This window comes from Myroides odoratus (assembly GCF_965118575.1).
GTDB classification, from domain to species: domain Bacteria; phylum Bacteroidota; class Bacteroidia; order Flavobacteriales; family Flavobacteriaceae; genus Flavobacterium; species Flavobacterium odoratum_B.
In genome coordinates, this window is record NZ_CBCPHW010000006.1 from 117713 (window position 1) to 134127 (window position 16415).

13 protein-coding genes and 1 tRNA gene are annotated in these 16415 nt (G+C 35.0%); 4 read left to right on the plus strand and 10 right to left on the minus strand.

The features are described 5' to 3' along the window. Positions 1–8: 8 nt before the first annotated feature. Positions 9–707 carry a hypothetical protein gene (locus ACMHJ2_RS06940; protein ID WP_413512223.1) on the minus strand — a complete coding sequence of 233 codons (699 nt, stop codon included), beginning with the start codon at positions 705–707 and terminating at the stop codon, positions 9–11. A 348-nt stretch (positions 708–1055) separates the two neighbouring features. Here ACMHJ2_RS06940 and ACMHJ2_RS06945 point away from each other — a divergent pair, with 348 nt between their 5' ends. From ACMHJ2_RS06945 to ACMHJ2_RS06955, 3 genes are read left to right on the plus strand one after another with little or no spacing between them, the layout of a single operon-like run. Beyond that, positions 1056–1538 (plus strand): co-chaperone GroES, encoded by a 483-nt coding sequence (locus tag ACMHJ2_RS06945; protein ID WP_413512224.1) that lies wholly within the window; start codon positions 1056–1058, stop codon positions 1536–1538. Position 1539: 1 nt separating this feature from the next. Further along, entirely contained in the window at positions 1540–1887 is a 348-nt protein-coding gene (locus tag ACMHJ2_RS06950; RefSeq protein WP_413512225.1) for a hypothetical protein, read from the plus strand. A gap of 45 nt (positions 1888–1932) precedes the next feature. Beyond that, the gene (locus ACMHJ2_RS06955) at positions 1933–2256 is read left to right on the plus strand and encodes a hypothetical protein (protein WP_413512226.1); all 324 of its coding nucleotides are present in this window, start codon (positions 1933–1935) and stop codon (positions 2254–2256) included. A 212-nt stretch (positions 2257–2468) separates the two neighbouring features. Here ACMHJ2_RS06955 and ACMHJ2_RS06960 read toward each other — a convergent pair whose 3' ends face one another. The 9 genes from ACMHJ2_RS06960 to ACMHJ2_RS07000 all read right to left on the minus strand — a co-directional run bounded on the left by ACMHJ2_RS06960 (position 2469) and on the right by ACMHJ2_RS07000 (position 15275). After that, positions 2469–2855, minus strand: coding sequence for an XRE family transcriptional regulator (locus ACMHJ2_RS06960; RefSeq protein WP_413512227.1), 387 nt, complete (start codon positions 2853–2855; stop codon positions 2469–2471). After that, entirely contained in the window at positions 2837–4168 is a 1332-nt protein-coding gene (locus tag ACMHJ2_RS06965) for a tyrosine-type recombinase/integrase (RefSeq protein ID WP_413512228.1), read from the minus strand. The genes ACMHJ2_RS06960 and ACMHJ2_RS06965 overlap by 19 nt, the downstream gene beginning before the upstream one ends. A gap of 185 nt (positions 4169–4353) precedes the next feature. Continuing rightward, positions 4354–4427, minus strand: a tRNA-Arg gene (locus ACMHJ2_RS06970). A 197-nt stretch (positions 4428–4624) separates the two neighbouring features. Next, a complete protein-coding gene (locus ACMHJ2_RS06975) occupies positions 4625–6577 on the minus strand; it encodes an efflux RND transporter periplasmic adaptor subunit (protein WP_413512229.1) in 1953 nt (650 codons plus the stop codon). 10 nt (positions 6578–6587) lie between these two features. Further along, entirely contained in the window at positions 6588–8042 is a 1455-nt protein-coding gene (locus tag ACMHJ2_RS06980) for a TolC family protein (RefSeq protein WP_413512230.1), read from the minus strand. Next, positions 8035–11880, minus strand: coding sequence for an efflux RND transporter permease subunit (locus tag ACMHJ2_RS06985; protein ID WP_413512231.1), 3846 nt, complete (start codon positions 11878–11880; stop codon positions 8035–8037). Before ACMHJ2_RS06985 ends, ACMHJ2_RS06980 begins: the two co-directional genes overlap by 8 nt. Positions 11881–12213: 333 nt before the next feature. Further along, entirely contained in the window at positions 12214–12636 is a 423-nt protein-coding gene (locus ACMHJ2_RS06990) for a hypothetical protein (protein WP_413512232.1), read from the minus strand. A 235-nt stretch (positions 12637–12871) separates the two neighbouring features. Beyond that, positions 12872–13726: a hypothetical protein gene (locus ACMHJ2_RS06995; protein WP_413512233.1), complete on the minus strand. Its 855-nt coding sequence runs from the start codon at positions 13724–13726 to the stop codon at positions 12872–12874. 454 nt (positions 13727–14180) lie between these two features. Continuing rightward, on the minus strand, positions 14181–15275 hold the full coding sequence (locus tag ACMHJ2_RS07000) for a lipase family protein (protein WP_413512234.1): 1095 nt from the start codon (positions 15273–15275) through the stop codon (positions 14181–14183). Positions 15276–15502: 227 nt separating this feature from the next. Here ACMHJ2_RS07000 and ACMHJ2_RS07005 point away from each other — a divergent pair, with 227 nt between their 5' ends. Next, the gene (locus ACMHJ2_RS07005) at positions 15503–16105 is read left to right on the plus strand and encodes a collagen-like protein (protein ID WP_413512235.1); all 603 of its coding nucleotides are present in this window, start codon (positions 15503–15505) and stop codon (positions 16103–16105) included. Positions 16106–16415 lie beyond the last annotated feature (310 nt).

Below are 16415 nucleotides of genomic sequence, written 5' to 3' on the forward strand. Positions count from 1 at the left end.
TTCAAGAATTACTTCTTTATTTTTAATTCTAAGTTTGAGAACAAAGCAGTTTGACTAACTTCTAACAATTTTGTATATTCTTGTAGGTATGAAACTTTTTCAAACTTAATTGCTTCAAGTGTAGGAAGAAAAACTATATAAGCTCTGCAAACTTGCATGCATCCTCCGCCATCTAAGCAGGCTTGAGCAAAATCAGCAACTTTTCTTCCATAGCTTGCAGCGCTCACTGGTCCTGTTGGCCTATTTAATGTTATTGATGTACCATCTTTTTTACCTCCATCGCAATAATGAGATAATTTTTCTGTCTTTGCTAAGCTTAATTTATCATTGTTTTTATAATCTATTGAATAAAACATCATAAATGATACTAATTCAGCATCACTCATATTCCCTAAATTGACAGTTTCAAATTCTAAACGTATCGTTTTATTAATTTTATCATCCTGAATAATTGCCCCTGAAATCTGATATCTCGTATCTATGTTATTTTTTAAATAAATAGTTTCAATATAATCTGAGCTTAAATTAGCCAGAATGGCTTCTTTTTCCTTACTGTCTTTATAATTTATAGTTACACTACTTCCTTTTTCTTGAATATTATATTCTGCTTTTTCTTTTTCAGTAGATGTTTTATCATCTGTATTGCATGACACAGCAATAAAGCTTAATAAAATTAAGAGACTTAATTTTTTAATTGTTTTTTTCATAATTAAATAGTTGTTTTTGAATATAGAAATATTTTATTTAAAATCAAAATTAGTAAAATATATTTAATATTTGTGTTTATTTTAGTAAAAAAAAATAAATTAATTTAATTTTCACATAAAAATCAGTTTACAGTTTTTTCTTAAATTATATATATAGAAAAACGCTTTTATATGAATTATTTGTTATTATTGATAAATAATTTCTATCTTTGATTTTGTTAGTAATAGTTTTTATCTATGGTATAAATATACGACTTCATAGTTTATACAGATGTTGCTTTCAATGGAACTTTCAAAACTTAAAGCGGATTAGAACTTTTCGGCGATAATCGTTTTCTACAAAAGCGTTTGGCCCAAAGAGAAGTTGAAATAAAAGCAATGCCCCTTGACTATGAAGGAGAAGATATTGTAGGTTATCAAGCTTTCATTGATCCGACCATTTATTTTCAAAATCTATATGACCATGGTAAAGGAGCGAACAATGAAATATCAGGACACAAAGGATTTTTCAAAGTTCAGGCTAATATGATAATCGCAATTAGAAAAGATAGTCAAAGTGAATGGGTTGGTTTTGGAGAAAACCTAATTGTTTCTAAAGTAATGGATTCGGCAGAAGAAAAGAAAATGGGATTGATTATTACTGAAATTGCTAAACCAAAAGAAATCAAAGGAGTTGCCATTGTTCAAATTCCAAATGCTGATTTGCTTAGGGATGATGTGACCAAAGGCGATACCATCCATTACAATCACTACTACGGAGTTGACGTCTACATTGATGGTAAAGAGTATACTTGGATTCGCACGAAAGATTGTTTAGCTAAAGTTGGATAGTATGGATAACGGAAAATTACAAGAACAAAGGAAGGAAGAAATACCTAAACTGATTGAAAAATATCAAAAGCTAGTTGATATGACTTTTGAAGCTGTTTCAAAATCTCTTCCTAAATTTGAAGATGAAAAAGATGAGGAAGGTAATATTACTAGAACATCTGAACAATTACTTTATTCTTTTATTGGTGTTCGTGATAATGCTTTAGATAGAGCAGAAGGAATACTAGGAAAGATAAATGAATTAGAAAGAGAGCTTCACGATCCTACATTTTGGGACGTTGTAGAAAATGTAGAAGAAGTGAAAACTACTGCTAAAAAAGCTCCTCTAAAGAATTTTACTAAGAAATAACTGTCAAAACAAAAAGCCTATTGAAGTTTAAAAGCTTAAATAGGAATGTATTACTTAGGTACTAAGATTGAAGATAGAGTTGATGAAAAACTCCGAATTGCCAAGAACAAAACAAAGTCTTGGGAATACGGATACAACCCTGTTTTAGATATCGTCATTATCTCTAAAGATGGTACACTAGGCGAAATATATGACGTTTATGGCATACCAATTGGGTTACCTCAAATACCTGATAAAAAAGAAATAATCAATTTTGACAAACCTCAAAAGCTTCAAAAATGGGTAAGAGAAGAATTGCCCAAAGGAATGAATGCTGAAAATTGTTGGGATGCAAAGTTTTCTGAATTTGTAGAAAGACAATTCAAGTAAGGTTTTCCGAATCGAGCCGTAGAACGCATAAAAAAACCTCCAATCAGCGGCATGGTAAGCTGTTGGAGGTTTTATGTATTATCGTTAATACTATCAATAAGACTTGTAACCTAAATCAATTCAGGGTACCATGCCTTATTGATTGGTACAAATATATAAAAATTACATAAATAATACGTGATCTATACGTAAATTTTACGTAAAAAATGAGATTATTTTTTCTTTAGTTCTTCAATCTCTTTAAGAATGCGTATTTGTGTCTTAGAAATGACGTCTAGTTTAGCTAAGATTTGCTGATTGGTAATTTCATCAGTAACGCCAAGCATTTGTTTTTGCAGCTGTGTAATTGTGTTGTCCGCGACCAAAACGGGTAGTTCTCCTTTTGTTAGGAACAAATAATTAATTTCTGGACATTGTTTAACTGCATTTTCAGCAAAGGCAAGAGTAATGGAGGAGGTTTGCCCATAAATAATTGAGCTCAATGTTCCTTGTGTCTTGTAACCAAGTCGACTACTTAATTCTTGTACAGTAATGCCCATTGCTTTAGCGATCATTTTAATTCGTTCACCTGGGTTCTCGATTATTGTCTTTTCTTCCATATTACGAGGCTTGTTTTTTCCAGAATTCGGCTAATATTTTGGCTGATTCTAAGTTTGTTTGTTTGTTTGTTTGTTTGTTTGTTGTACTCTAACATTTGTTTTTCACTCTTCCATCCGCAAACATCCATTATCACTTTGTTTTGTAGTTTTCCGAATAGGTTAGTGGCAAATGATCTTCTACAGATATGAGAGGTTACGAGTTCATATTTTTTATATTTTCCAACTGTTTTTCTAGTTATATTTTTACCTGTCTTTTCGTTAAATGTAGTTTCAGTTTTACCACCAATTATAACATTGTTTATTTTTGCTATTTGACAAATTTCTTTTATTTCTAGATTAAAATCCTGATCGTTTGTTTTAGGTGGTAATCCGTCCCATTTTTTTAGAATCAATTTTATTTGTTCATGCAATGGGATTGCTACTTTTTGTTTAGTTTTAGTTGTTTCTATAACAATAAAATCACCCTGTATATGATCTATTAATAATTGATTCAAAAAGTCCGAAACACGGAGTCCTGTCCATAATCCAATTATGAAATTATCTCTTATTGCATCTGTCTTTTTATCTTGTATTTTAAGATTAAAAATACTATTTATTTCATCAATATTCAAATATGGTTCTTTATATTCGATTTCTTCTTGCTCTACATAGACAGTTTCTTGATATGATTTGTTGACTTTCAGATTCATTTTCTCAGCTCTTTGACAGAAGAATTTAGCTCTGCTGATTTGTCGTTCTACAGTAGATGTAGAATATTGCTTATTTTGCGTCAGGTATTGACTAAAGGCATCCAAAGTTTTATTGTCTATATCGGCTATCTTAATTTGATTGTTTTGCTCAAATTCGATAAATAAGTCTCGTGTTCGCTCATAATGCTTAATGGTTATTTCAGTCATGTATTTTTTTGCTGAAATCTTATAAGTAGGAGCAATTTCTTTTAACCACCAAGATGCAAAAGAGGTAAAGAAAACCTCCTCTTTTTTTATTTTAAAATTTAATTCTGATACAGGTCGGTGAAAGAACTCGTTGACTTGATTTGCAATCCAAACTTTGTCTATTATTTCGCCTCGCATGTAGGAAGTATTAAAATTCGTAAGAATGTGAATTTTAAGCTCAGAAAGTTTAAGATTTACTTCATCTTTATTCTTTACGGCTATGAGATTTTTTATCTGTTCTTTTTTTAAATCCCAATGCGATGGATTGATTAAAATTTGTGTCTTTTGAAATACATCAATTTCTCGAGTATGCGAAAATCTTAGATATAGATTTGAGGGGTTAGATTTCCCTCTAAGAAGAAACTTAACAGTAGCCATTTTGATAGGGTTTTAATTTGACAAATATTTCAGCAACGGTTAAGAGTGGTAAATCTTGCACAACCATTGCACAGCAAATATACTATTTACTTTTATATGATTATGTGATTACGTAAAATATTTTATATAATATGGCTAAATTGCATAAAAAAAAGGCTGTACAAATGTACAACCTTTTTACTTTGTGATCCAATCAGGATTCGAACCTGAGACCTACTGCTTAGAAGGCAGTTGCTCTATCCAGCTGAGCTATTGGACCCTTAAATCAGTAAAGATTTAAACCATCAAAACAATTGCGTATTTTATACTTTCTCATTTTGATGGTGCAAATATATTCTATTTTTTACAGAAACACCAAGGATAATTGCATAAAAATGAAAATAATAGAATAACTGATTGAAAGTTAGAAAATTGGGTATCCACTTTTTCAACGATTATCCTTGATGTTGGTGTTATTTAGCGCTCATACTGACAACAACCAGGTAAATCATTGTAGGTTTTGTCCTGAGCTTTGTCCAAAGCGGTATCATGTCCCGCAGCAGCTATCGCTTTACTAATCTTCTTTTGATCGGTTTTAGCGGGATCAAAATTCAGGTGTACTATGTTTGAATTAACATCCCAAACCGCAGTGGAAACACCAACTACCTTTTTGGCAGCTGTTTCGATGCGCGCTTTACACATCGTACAATTACCTTTAACCTTGAGCATCGCGTGTTCTTGAGTTGGAGCTTTTGTCATCGAAGTTTTCGTAACTGGGTCTTTCGCCATTGGGTCTTTCGCCATTGGGTCTTTTGCCATTGGGTCTTTCGATGTAGAAGTAGAACCGTGTTTGCTGTGGTCTTGTGTAGTTGAATTGACATTTGTTCTACTGTATAGGCAACAACTAGGTAAGGCATCATACGCTTTGTCTGTAGCCTTATCTAGAGCCGTGTCATGTCCAGCTTGGGCAATGGCTTTGCTAATCTTCTTTTGATCCGTTTTAGAAGCATCAAAATTCAAGTGTAGCATTTGATCTTTAGCTTCCCATTTGGCGCTCACTACACCAGCAACACTTTTGGCTGCTTTTTCAATACGCGCTTTACACATATCGCAATTTCCCGCAACCGTAAACATTGTGTGTTCTTCTTTATCGGTTGGAGTAGCAGTAGATGTAGTATTGTTCATCATACTGGGTTTTCCTTCTAATTGCGCACTGGAATCTACCGTAAATACCCCACGAGTAACCAATTCTTCCCCATCTTCTAAACCAGATAGTACAACGTAGTTATCCCCTAAGGAAGGGCCTAAGACAATTTCTCTCATCTTGAATGCAGGCGTATTGGTATGCGGTTGTTTGATGTAAACAACCGAGCGTTTACCCGTCCAGAGTACCGCTGATTTGGGGATGATTAATTGCGTATTGTGCTCTTGAATTGGTGCTTTGATGGTTGCAGTGGCATACATTTCTGGTTTTAATACCTGGTCTTTATTGTCTGTTTCTACGCGAATTTTTGCTGTACGCGAGGTAGCATCAATAATGGGGTTGATAAACGAAATTTTACCTTTGTATACTTTACCAGGAACACTTTGAAGCGTATATTCCAGTAAATCTCCCTCTTTTAAAAACGGTAAATCCCCTTCATAAGCCTCAAAAATAGCCCAAAGTTTAGTCATATTAGAAATGGTATACAAAACGGAACCTGGGGTAATATAATCCCCTTGATTGACGTTTTTAGCCGTCACAATACCACTTGTATTGGCGGTAATACTCACATAAGGAGAAACTTTTCCCGTAGCTAATATCTTGTTAATCTGCGTATCAGACATTTTCCAAAATCTCAATTTTTCTTTGGCGGCATCGAGGAGTAACGGTTGAAAGTTAGTTAGTTTTTGCGCTTCCAATAGCTCTTGCTGAGCATTTAATAAATCAGGAGAATAAATAGACGCAATTAATTGCCCTTGTTTGACAGATTCACCCGTAAAATTAAGGTATAGCTTTTCAATACGACCATTCACATGGGAGGTCTGTGATTGTTGTAAACGCTCGTCTACCTGAATGGTTCCATACAATTGTATGTCTTTGATGGCCGCATCACGACCTACCTTTGTCGTTTGAATGTTGGCGAGAGCTACTGCTTCTTTAGACATTTGTATGGCATCATCATCAATGGCATCATCTCCACTATCTGACGATTTTAAAGGAATTAAGTCCATCCCACATAAAGGACATTTTCCGGGTTTATCCATTTTAATTTGCGGGTGCATGGAACACGTCCAAATGACAGCTGCTTCTTCTGTAGGAGCTGGTTCACCATTGTGTTCATGTGTTGCTGATCCTCCAAAAATTAACCATCCTAAAAGAAGACCTACGAGTAGAATAACTGCGTATTTCACTCGTTTGTTTTTAAATATATCGTTTAATTTATTCATTGTCTATGGGTTATAAATCGTTAGTAGTAGCTGTAATATTTTTAATTGACGCTACAAGCGTATTGTACGTAGCTACAGCTTCTGCTTTTTTAAGCTGATAGTCTAAAAGTTGACGTTGTACCTGAATTACATTTGTCAAATCACTTTTTCCCGTTGCGAATTCTTTGATAATTAGATTGAATGTCGTTTCAGCCAATGTGGTTTGTTTCTCTAAAAGTGTAAGAGTTCGTTCGGTATCGTCTACTTGATTTTTAAAGCTGTAATACGAAGCTACTAGTGTATTGTAGGTATCTTTGTATTTCTCATCACTCGATTGCCACCATTTTTTACCTTCCTCTTGTTGGGCTTTGTATTTTTTTCTAAAAATAGGGAGTGAGAGCGTAACCATGGGCATGATCATGTCTTTGCCATTCATATTTCCCATGCCTAACATAGGATCATTGGTTTTTCCAATAATCATATATTGTACCCCAAGACCAACCATAGGATAACTCATTTTTTTATCCATTTCTGCCTTTGCTTTATAAGCAAGCCCCTCTTCTGAGAGCATCTCTAGCATTGGATTATTTGTTTCGATTGTTGCAAGGATATCCGCATCGGTCATCAAAAAGGCTACTTTTTTAATTTCATGTGGAACCGTTAGTGTTGCATGTACCTCTTGATCTAATAAAGCATTGAGTTTTACCTTTTCGGCTTTAATTTGAGCTTGTAAGCTTTCAATTGTGTTTTCAATTTCAATGGTTTCCAATTGAATTCTCAATACATCAGACATATTAGAACCACTTCCGCCGCCGCCCATACTTGCCATAGTACTACTTGTTGAGGGGGTAGAAGTTGTTGTAGCTGTTGTTCCTCCACCCATACTCATTCCACCCATACCTGTGGAATTTGTACTGCTTGTTGTACTACTGGTAGAAGTAGCAGAAGTCGCTATACTATTCGAGGCTGTTGCCCCAGAAGGAGAGGAGAATTTCTTTAGTGCTAATTGTTCTACTTGTTCCAACAGCTTCTTATTCTGTTGCGCATTGCTAACTTGTTGTTGTAATTTTTGTACGACATACCATTGGGTGTGTACTTGTAAAATTACAGCTTCTTTAGCCTCTCTATATTGTTGCATCTGCATATTAGCCATGTGATTGGCTTCTTTTTTGGCCGATTTTTTTGTACCAAACCAAGGAAGCATTTGCATTAATGTAAGGTCCCCAATTTGTCTTCCACCGACAATATCCATGGGTTTCGTATAAAAACCCATCGATAATTCAGGGTCGTCGAAGGCGCCTGCTTGAGGAATCTTTTCTAAAAAAGCCTCATAAGCAAATCGCTGTGATTTTAATCCTGGATTATTTTCCATGGCTAGGCGGGTATAATGGGCAAGAGAATCTACAGGAGTTTCTTGTGCCCATGCGGTTGCTGTAAATGATAATACACCAAATACAGCTAATTTTATGGCGGATATTCTATTCATTGTTAGCGATTTTTTCAGTTGATTTTTGTTCTTTTTTTAAGGCCCATTCTCTCCACCAGCATTGAAATACCGGAACGACAAACATGGTCATGGATTGGATAAGCATCCCTCCAAAAGTTGGAATAGCCATTGGAATCATGATTTCAGCTCCTTTGCCCGTGGAGGTCATCACAGGCAATAAGGCAATCAATGCCGTGGCTGTAGTCATTGCCGCTGGACGCACTCTTTTTAGTCCTGCATAAACAACAGCTTCTCGAATTTCGCCTTTGGTTTGAGGATTTCTAGCTTCGAAAGTATCGTGAATATAAGTTCCCATTAATACCCCATCATTGGTCGCTAAACCAAATAAAGCAATAAACCCTACCCAGACGGCAATACTCAAATTAATATTGTGCATTTGGAATAAATCGCGCATATTCATATCGCCAATAGAGAAATTCATAAACCAAGGTTGTCCATAGAGCCATAACAGGATAAAACCACCTGCAAAAGCTACAAAAACACCAGAAAAGTGAATTAAAGAGGCTGTAATTGTTTTGAATTGGAAATACAAAATCAATAAAATAGCCAATAGACTCATGGGAATTACATACAGTAAGCGCTGTGTTGCTCGTTCCTGTTGTTCATAATTTCCAGCAAATTTGTAGGTAACCCCTTTCGGTAGCGTTAATTCACCAGAATCAAGCTTAGCTTTCAGCGCTTGATCCGCTTCGCGAACGACATCTACTTCTGCTTTACCACTTATTTTATCAAATATAACATACCCTAATAAGAAGGTATTTTCACTTTGAATCATTTGTGAACCTTTGGCATAGGTAATATCAGCAACATCACTTAATGGAATTTGAATGCCTGTTCCTGTAGGAATCAATAGTTTGGCTAGTGCTTCAGGATTATCTCTTAATTCGCGTGGATATCTCAATCGAACAGGGAAGCGTTCTCTTCCTTCAACGGTAGTTGTCAACTGCATACCTCCAACTGCGGCTTCTAATACCTCTTGTAAATCGGCAACCGTAATACCATAGCGAGCCATGTTATTTCGATTCAAGTGAATCTCAATATAGGGAGCTCCAACCGCACGATCATAGAATACCGTAGATGACATAATAGAGGGAATATCTTTTAAAGCCGTTTCTAAGGCTTTTCCCCCTTCTTCAATTGATTCTAAGTCAGGTCCAGAAACCTTCAATCCCATTGGCGCGCGCATACCGGTTGAAAGCATGACTAAACGCGCTTCGATCGGTTGTAATTTTGGCGCTGAGGTTAAGCCAGGTAGATGAGAGACGTTGACAATCTGTTGCCATATATCATCTGTGTTTTTAATTTCAGGACGCCATTGTCTGAAGAATTTTCCCTTTTTGTCTGCAATAAGACTATCTCTAGGTACTTGACGATAGCCGTTAGTAACCGCATAGGTAGAACCGTTAATTAATTCAAATTCGCCCTCTTTGGTAACTTTAAACCGTTGTCTATGTCCATCTTCATCCAAGAAATATTCGGGTTTATAATTGATGGTGTTTTCAAACATCTGAGTAGGAGCGGGGTCAAGGGCTGAGTTTACTCGTCCCCATTTACCGATGGTTAGTTCTACTTCAGGTATGTTTTGAATGCGTTTATCTAAAGTTCGAATAAAGGTTAAGTTTTGTTCAATTCCCGTATGAGGCATACTCGTAGGCATGAGTAAAAAGGATCCTTCATTTAAACTAGGCATAAATTCTTGTCCAATTCCCGGGAAAGTTTCAACTGATTTTTGCCAAAAGGTTGTCTCTCTAAAAGATTTCCAACCGACAGTTTCAAATCCTTTTGCCACAAATCCAAAGGAAGTATTGAACCCCAACCAGACCAATATACCGAAAACGATCGTAAGAATTGGAAGGGTCATAAATTTCCAACGGTTGGCTAAGGCCCATCTCAAAATCTGTTCGTAGTAAATCACTAGCAACCATAAGATTCCAAGGATACTACCAATAGCAAGAATGACAAATAGGAAGTTTACTCCTGTATTTGCTTGTGTTCCTAACGGTAACCATTCAATGGCTAAATAGTAAATGGCAACTAATAAAGTAAGCGCAACATTGATGTAGTTGGCTGTTTTTTCATTTCTCCATTTAGGTGTATACAAGTTATTTATTCCAACAAAGGTTAAAGCAATTGCCGTAAAAACGCCTGTATAAATCCACAAACCAATACCTAAAATACACAAACCATAGTTTGCTATTTTACGTACTTTTGCCTTGTCAATTCTAATGGAATAAATGTAATAGGCTAGGGTAGGTAGGATAATAATACCTAATATAAAAGCAGATACTAAAGCAAAGGTTTTCGTATACGCTAAAGGTCTAAATAATTTACCCTCTTGCGCTTCCATGGCAAAAACAGGTAGAAAGCTAATAATAGTTGTTAGCATAGCGGTTGATAGGGCACCAGATACCTCAGAAACGGCTTTGACAATTAAGTTGATGAAAGCCTGTCCTTTGCTATGCACCCCCCGTTCCCGTTCTTCTTCCATGTGGCGTATAATACTTTCGACGAAGATGACCCCTACATCCACCATAACACCAATAGCAATGGCAATACCCGATAAAGCAACGATATTTGCTTCAATACCCATGTATTTCATGATGATGAAGGTTGCCAATACACCGATGGGAAGAATACTAGAAATAATAATAGAGGCGCGAAGATTGATTACTAATACAATCACCACAATAATACAAATAAGTATTTCATGGGCTAAGGCTGTTTCTAAGGTGCCAATGGTTTCTTTAATTAAACCCGAACGGTCATAAAAGGGAACCACAGTAACTTTAGAAATCGTCCCATCCGCTAGTGTTTTTTGTGGAAGACCCGCTTCCATCTCTTTGATTTTGCCTTTTACATTGTCAATTACTGCCATGGGGTTTGCACCATAACGCGCAACAACAACCCCGCCAACGGCTTCAATCCCCTCTTTGTCCAGACCTCCTCTACGGGTAGCAGGACCTAAATTGACGAAGGCAACATCTTTTATTTTTACAGGCGTGTTATTTCGAACCGTAACAACGGCATCCTCTAGATCTTGGATACTTTTTATATACCCCAAACCGCGAACGAGATATTCCGCCTTATTAATCTCAATGGTTTCTGCTCCAATGTCTAAATTGCTTTTTTGAATGGCGCTCATAATATCCATGATAGAAACCTTATACGCACGCATTGCATCCGGTTTTACTTCTACTTGGTATTCTTTTACATAGCCTCCAATAGAAGCAACTTCTGATACCCCTTCTGCGGATGCTAAACTGTATTTTGCATAGAAATCTTGTATCGTACGCAATTCATCAGGATCCCAACCTCCCGTAGGTTCACCGGTTTGAGGATTTCTTCCTTCCAAGGTGTACCAATATACTTGCCCTAAAGCAGTTGCATCGGGCCCTAAAGTAGGAATAGCCCCCTCAGGTAATGTTCCAGTGGGTAAGGAATTTAGTTTTTCTAAAATACGGGATCTACTCCAGTAAAATTCTACATCTTCTTCAAAAATGATGTAGATAAAAGACATGCCAAACATCGAACTACTGCGAATGGTTTTTACACCTGGAACTCCTAAAAGGGAGGTCGTTAGTGGATACGTAATTTGTTCTTGTATGTCTTTGGGGGATCGTCCCATCCACTCTGTAGCAACAATTTGTTGGTTTTCACCAATATCTGGAATTGCATCTACAGGAACAGGATCGCTTGGCAATAGGTTTTGATGCCAATTAAAAGGGGCTGTAATTAATCCCCATACGATGACGATAATTAAGATAAGCATCGTAATTAATCGATTATGTAAGAAGTACTTAATGATTTTATTAAGCATATAGGATGTCTTTAAAAGTGTTAATGATACGCTATAGGAAACACCAATTAGATCGTATTTCTAAGAAATAGACCTACAATTAGAGCAATCTTTTAGTTAAAGATATGAAAAAATCACATACAAGTATTTGAATACAAAACAGTTGTGTGTTTCATTTAGGAACTAAAAAATAAAGTGTTTCGAGAAAAATTGTTGAAGAAATTCTGAGTTAGCAAGTCGATCAAAACAGATCAAGTAAACAGATCAAGTAAAGAGTCATCAAAGAATAATCAAAGACCTAGAAATGGCCGAAAAAATTCAATATAAAAGCAGGCTAACTAAGAATTAGCGGTATCATATTCGGTATGTACATATATAGGAAAGTCGATCCGTGGCTGTAAATTTAAAACCATCTACAGGAATTGACACAAAGAAAGAAGAAGTTAAATCAATGGATTTTAAATCGGTCAAGTAGTCTGAATTAAACCATTTAGATTGTATCGCAGCTTTCTTTTCTTTTGTATTCGGTGTAGCCTCTGTTTGTTCAATTTGCAAATCAGTTTGAACGGTATGGATACGTGCCATTGGAGAACAGCATAGCATATCAGCCATGTTCTGATGTTTGCTCATTGGCTCGTTGGAGCAACAAGGCTGGGTGTCTTCCTTCATTTCCATACAACCAGTCATGACCATATCTTTACAGTTCCAACTGATAATTGGATTAGCTGTAACGAGTACGGATAAAGACAGGAATAATATGGATAAATATTTCTTCATAAAATAAGATTTGTCAAACATAAGGATATAAGACACTTGGATACAAAGATATAAAAAAAAGGGTTATCCCCTTTACTTTTTTGACGACTAACTGATTTTTAATGTATTAAGCTAGTTATTGATTTATGGTGAGAGATGAGTAATGATTGTTTAGATACAAACATGTATGCGTTTACAATTTACAGCTAATGACTTGTATAGACATTAGCTGTAGACTGTACTTGGTCAGTGAATATTACTGTATATTGTATCGAATAACCGCATTATTTTTAGAAGAGCGTTTGCTGTTAAAAAAATGCGTTAAGCTATAGGGCGATCTTATTTTTTCACAAGTTTTTGCGATATCTTCTATTGAGTTTTGAGAAAAAAGGAGTAACTCTAAAGATTTTAAAAAGCGTTCCTTTTTTCGATAATTGGCTAAATTGTCACCATAAAAATATACCATGTTCTCTTCAAACTCTTTGATAGATAGGTTGTTGTTGTGTACGAGTGTAAGTAGTTTTATATCATCGGCGGTTTCAGTTTCTAATAAGGTATTGTATATGGTTTGATGTTTGTTTTTGTCTTTGAGATAAAAATTAAAATCTAAAAGCAATTCTTCTTGTTGGGTTTCTATTTTTAAATAAAAGAGATTGACGGTGAATTCGTTGTTTTCCGATAAATGAATCGTTCCAATTAAGGCACACATCTGTTTGGTTCTATCGAGACAATTAAAATTAATGCAGGTATAGGTATTTACGGGATGTTTTAAAAATTTATCTTTAATTTCTGCCTGAACTGCTGCTAGTATTTTATTTCTTTTGTCTTGCTGAATTTTAGAAAACTCAATTTCTCGTATTAACTCCAGGGATGAATCTAAGGTGAGTGAAAAGGACGTCTTGTACGTGATTTGATTTTCGCTTTTTTGTAGCTGTGCATAATTGATATGCAGTAAGGCTTCAAATAAAGTACAAGTCATTGCTTTAAAATTATTGAAATGATAATGTTGAAAAGCAAGAGAGTTTAAGTTACCAAAGGGTGTAATCTTAGAAAAATGCCGTACAAAGTGCTTAAGCGTACGCTGTATTTCTTCAAATAATTCAAGTTTCATAAGGTTAGTTTGTGTTGTTTGTTTGTGTGTTGTTTGTTTCTTTTGTATTTTTTCTTTTGTATTGTTTATTCCGGTTTAAAACTTCTTTGTTGATATTAATTCAATTTCAATGCTAGTTTAGTTAGAATTTTATAAGAATCCAAATTAAAATCTATTGATATGTTAGTTTAACATTGTTAAATTTATAAGGTAATATTTGTTTTTTTTCTTTAAAGAATAGGAATCCATTTTCTTTTTAGCGGTAATAATTAATTATCATTGCTTAAATTGGGTGATTTTTCAATTAAATTTTTTTTTATTTTTCAGGGTAAAAGTGTAAAAATTATGATTTTTAGCTATATAAAATCGAATATTAGGAGGATTAAAATACAAAATTGGCTAAAGATAAATGCCTCTTATTGATTAAAATGGGGGTAGTTTGTCAGTTTCAAGATATGAAGTATACTTTTTTCTACTAGTTGTGTGTGTTTTGCTCTAATAAAAAAAGATAAGCCTTCGGTAAATGATGGGTCATGGTGTTGTCTGAACGATTAAATTGCGTTTGATAGGTTGCATTGAATAAACCATCAAGAATAATAGGTGTTCCACAACGACTATAATTGCTCTCTACGCGATAGATAGGTTCTTGTAAATCAGGCAAAGTTTTGTTGATTTGTTTGAATAAAAAAGGACCAAGTAGGTTGGAATAACGCTTTACACTTTTAGTTGTAGGGTTATTTACGCGGTTGTAAATTCTGCGCGCAAACCATCTTTTAGGCCAACTGATTTTTTTAATTGCTTGGTTGATATTTTCTTTACTAAAAGGGCTAATCGGATTGAAGTCTTCAAAGCGTTGCGTGGTCGGCGGAACTTCAGGAACCCAATCTTGCGTATTAATAACGGAATAGCTCCATTGATTCATTTCCTTTTCGTATTGATAAGCAAAATATTGATTACCCGGTTTAGGAGCTGCTAACGTATAGGTTTTAAAAGTAATATCTTTAGGAAGAATAGCCTCTTTTTGCCATTGCTTGAGCTGAGCTGTTATTAAGTAGGCAATTACACCACCTTGACTATGACCTGAAATGATAATTTCTTTCGTATTCGCTTGGTAGAGGCTGTCAATTTTAGGCTTCATATCTTGCAGTAGATAGATAGAAGCAATCGCCCATCCGGCATGAACACTTGCTTTTTCATCCTCAGCAAAACGATAATCAACGGGTTGATCAGGGGTTAAATAAATAGTCCCATTTGCGGGTAACATCGCCGCATAATAATTAGCCAACCAACTAATTCCTTTATTTACGGATCCGCGTATTACGATTTCTGCAACATGCTTTTCCTTGTTGTAATAAAGTCCCCATTTATTGGTTAATCCCATTTCTGGAGAACGATACACTGTTTCATATTGAGTTAGCTGATATAGAGAATCTGTAGCATAGGGTCTTTGTATATCTTCTGCTAAGTGTAAACTATGTTTAATCTCCTGTAGCTCTACAACGGGCTTTAGGTGTTGAGCAAAAGCAGATAGACTTATAAAAATAAAACAGAGGTAGCTAAATTTTTTCATGAGACAGTTTAGAATTTGAAATAAAATCAATATAAAAATAAGAGATTGTAAGGTTACAAATACATTTTTTATTGATTTGTTTTGTTCTTTGCTAAAAGAAGCTTAGTTTTAAAATTAGAAATGAAGATATTCTTATTGATTTGGCCTTAAATTGCTAAAAATGTCTTAATAAAGAATTTATCTTATAAAATAAACAATACATTTGAAATAGGTAAAAAAGAAATGGTATGAAAAAAATAATGTTAGTATGCGCAGTGGTATTGGGAAGTTTGTTTACCATAAGCTGTGAAGGACCTCGTGGACCGCAAGGATTCCCTGGACCTCAAGGACCTGATGGAGGAAATGAATACCCGTACGTGATGGATATTCGATTGAGTTTTGATAAAAATTTGAATGAAAATGTAGCAAGTAACTTCGTAACACATCCTATAGATCTTCATATTGGTGATGTTGTTTTGATTTATATCAAAGATGGAACTACTAAAAAAGGAGATCCTATCTGGACACCTTTGCCAATTCGTTATTTTGTTAATGACGCAGCTACACAGAAAGATGAAGAATTAGAGTATCTCTTTAATTTTGCCCCTGAGGATTTTGAAATTATTGCACGTGCTACGGTACCTTTGGATTTCTTTGCTAACGCAAGTGGACCTAATGGACCTATGAATTATATTCGAAATCAAGAATTTAGAGTTGTGTATATTCCGGCTTTAGATCCTATCAAACGAACCACAAGTCAGTCGGTAAAGGAAGAGGTAAAACCATTGAGCTATGATGATGCCGTAGTAAAATACAACTTACAAAATGTAGAAATACACAAAAAGTATTAATACAAAAGGTTCTTTATATATAAGAAAGAGATAAAAAGTAGAAGTAAAAATAAAAAACAGCAATTAACGGAAGGTTAATTGCTGTTTTTTATTTTTACTGCATAGAACAAATCAGAATCAAAATCAAAAGCTAGCAAAAATCCTACACAGTTAGTCAATCTTGAAGGATATATAGGATTGCATGCTAAATTCAATCTAGCAACTCCGTTCGACGACATACCGCCCACCTTGAGCACGAAAGGTCGCATCCCATTCGTTCATCTAGTACCATCATTAGGTAAGGAAAAGCGTTATGTCTTATCTATTCCTC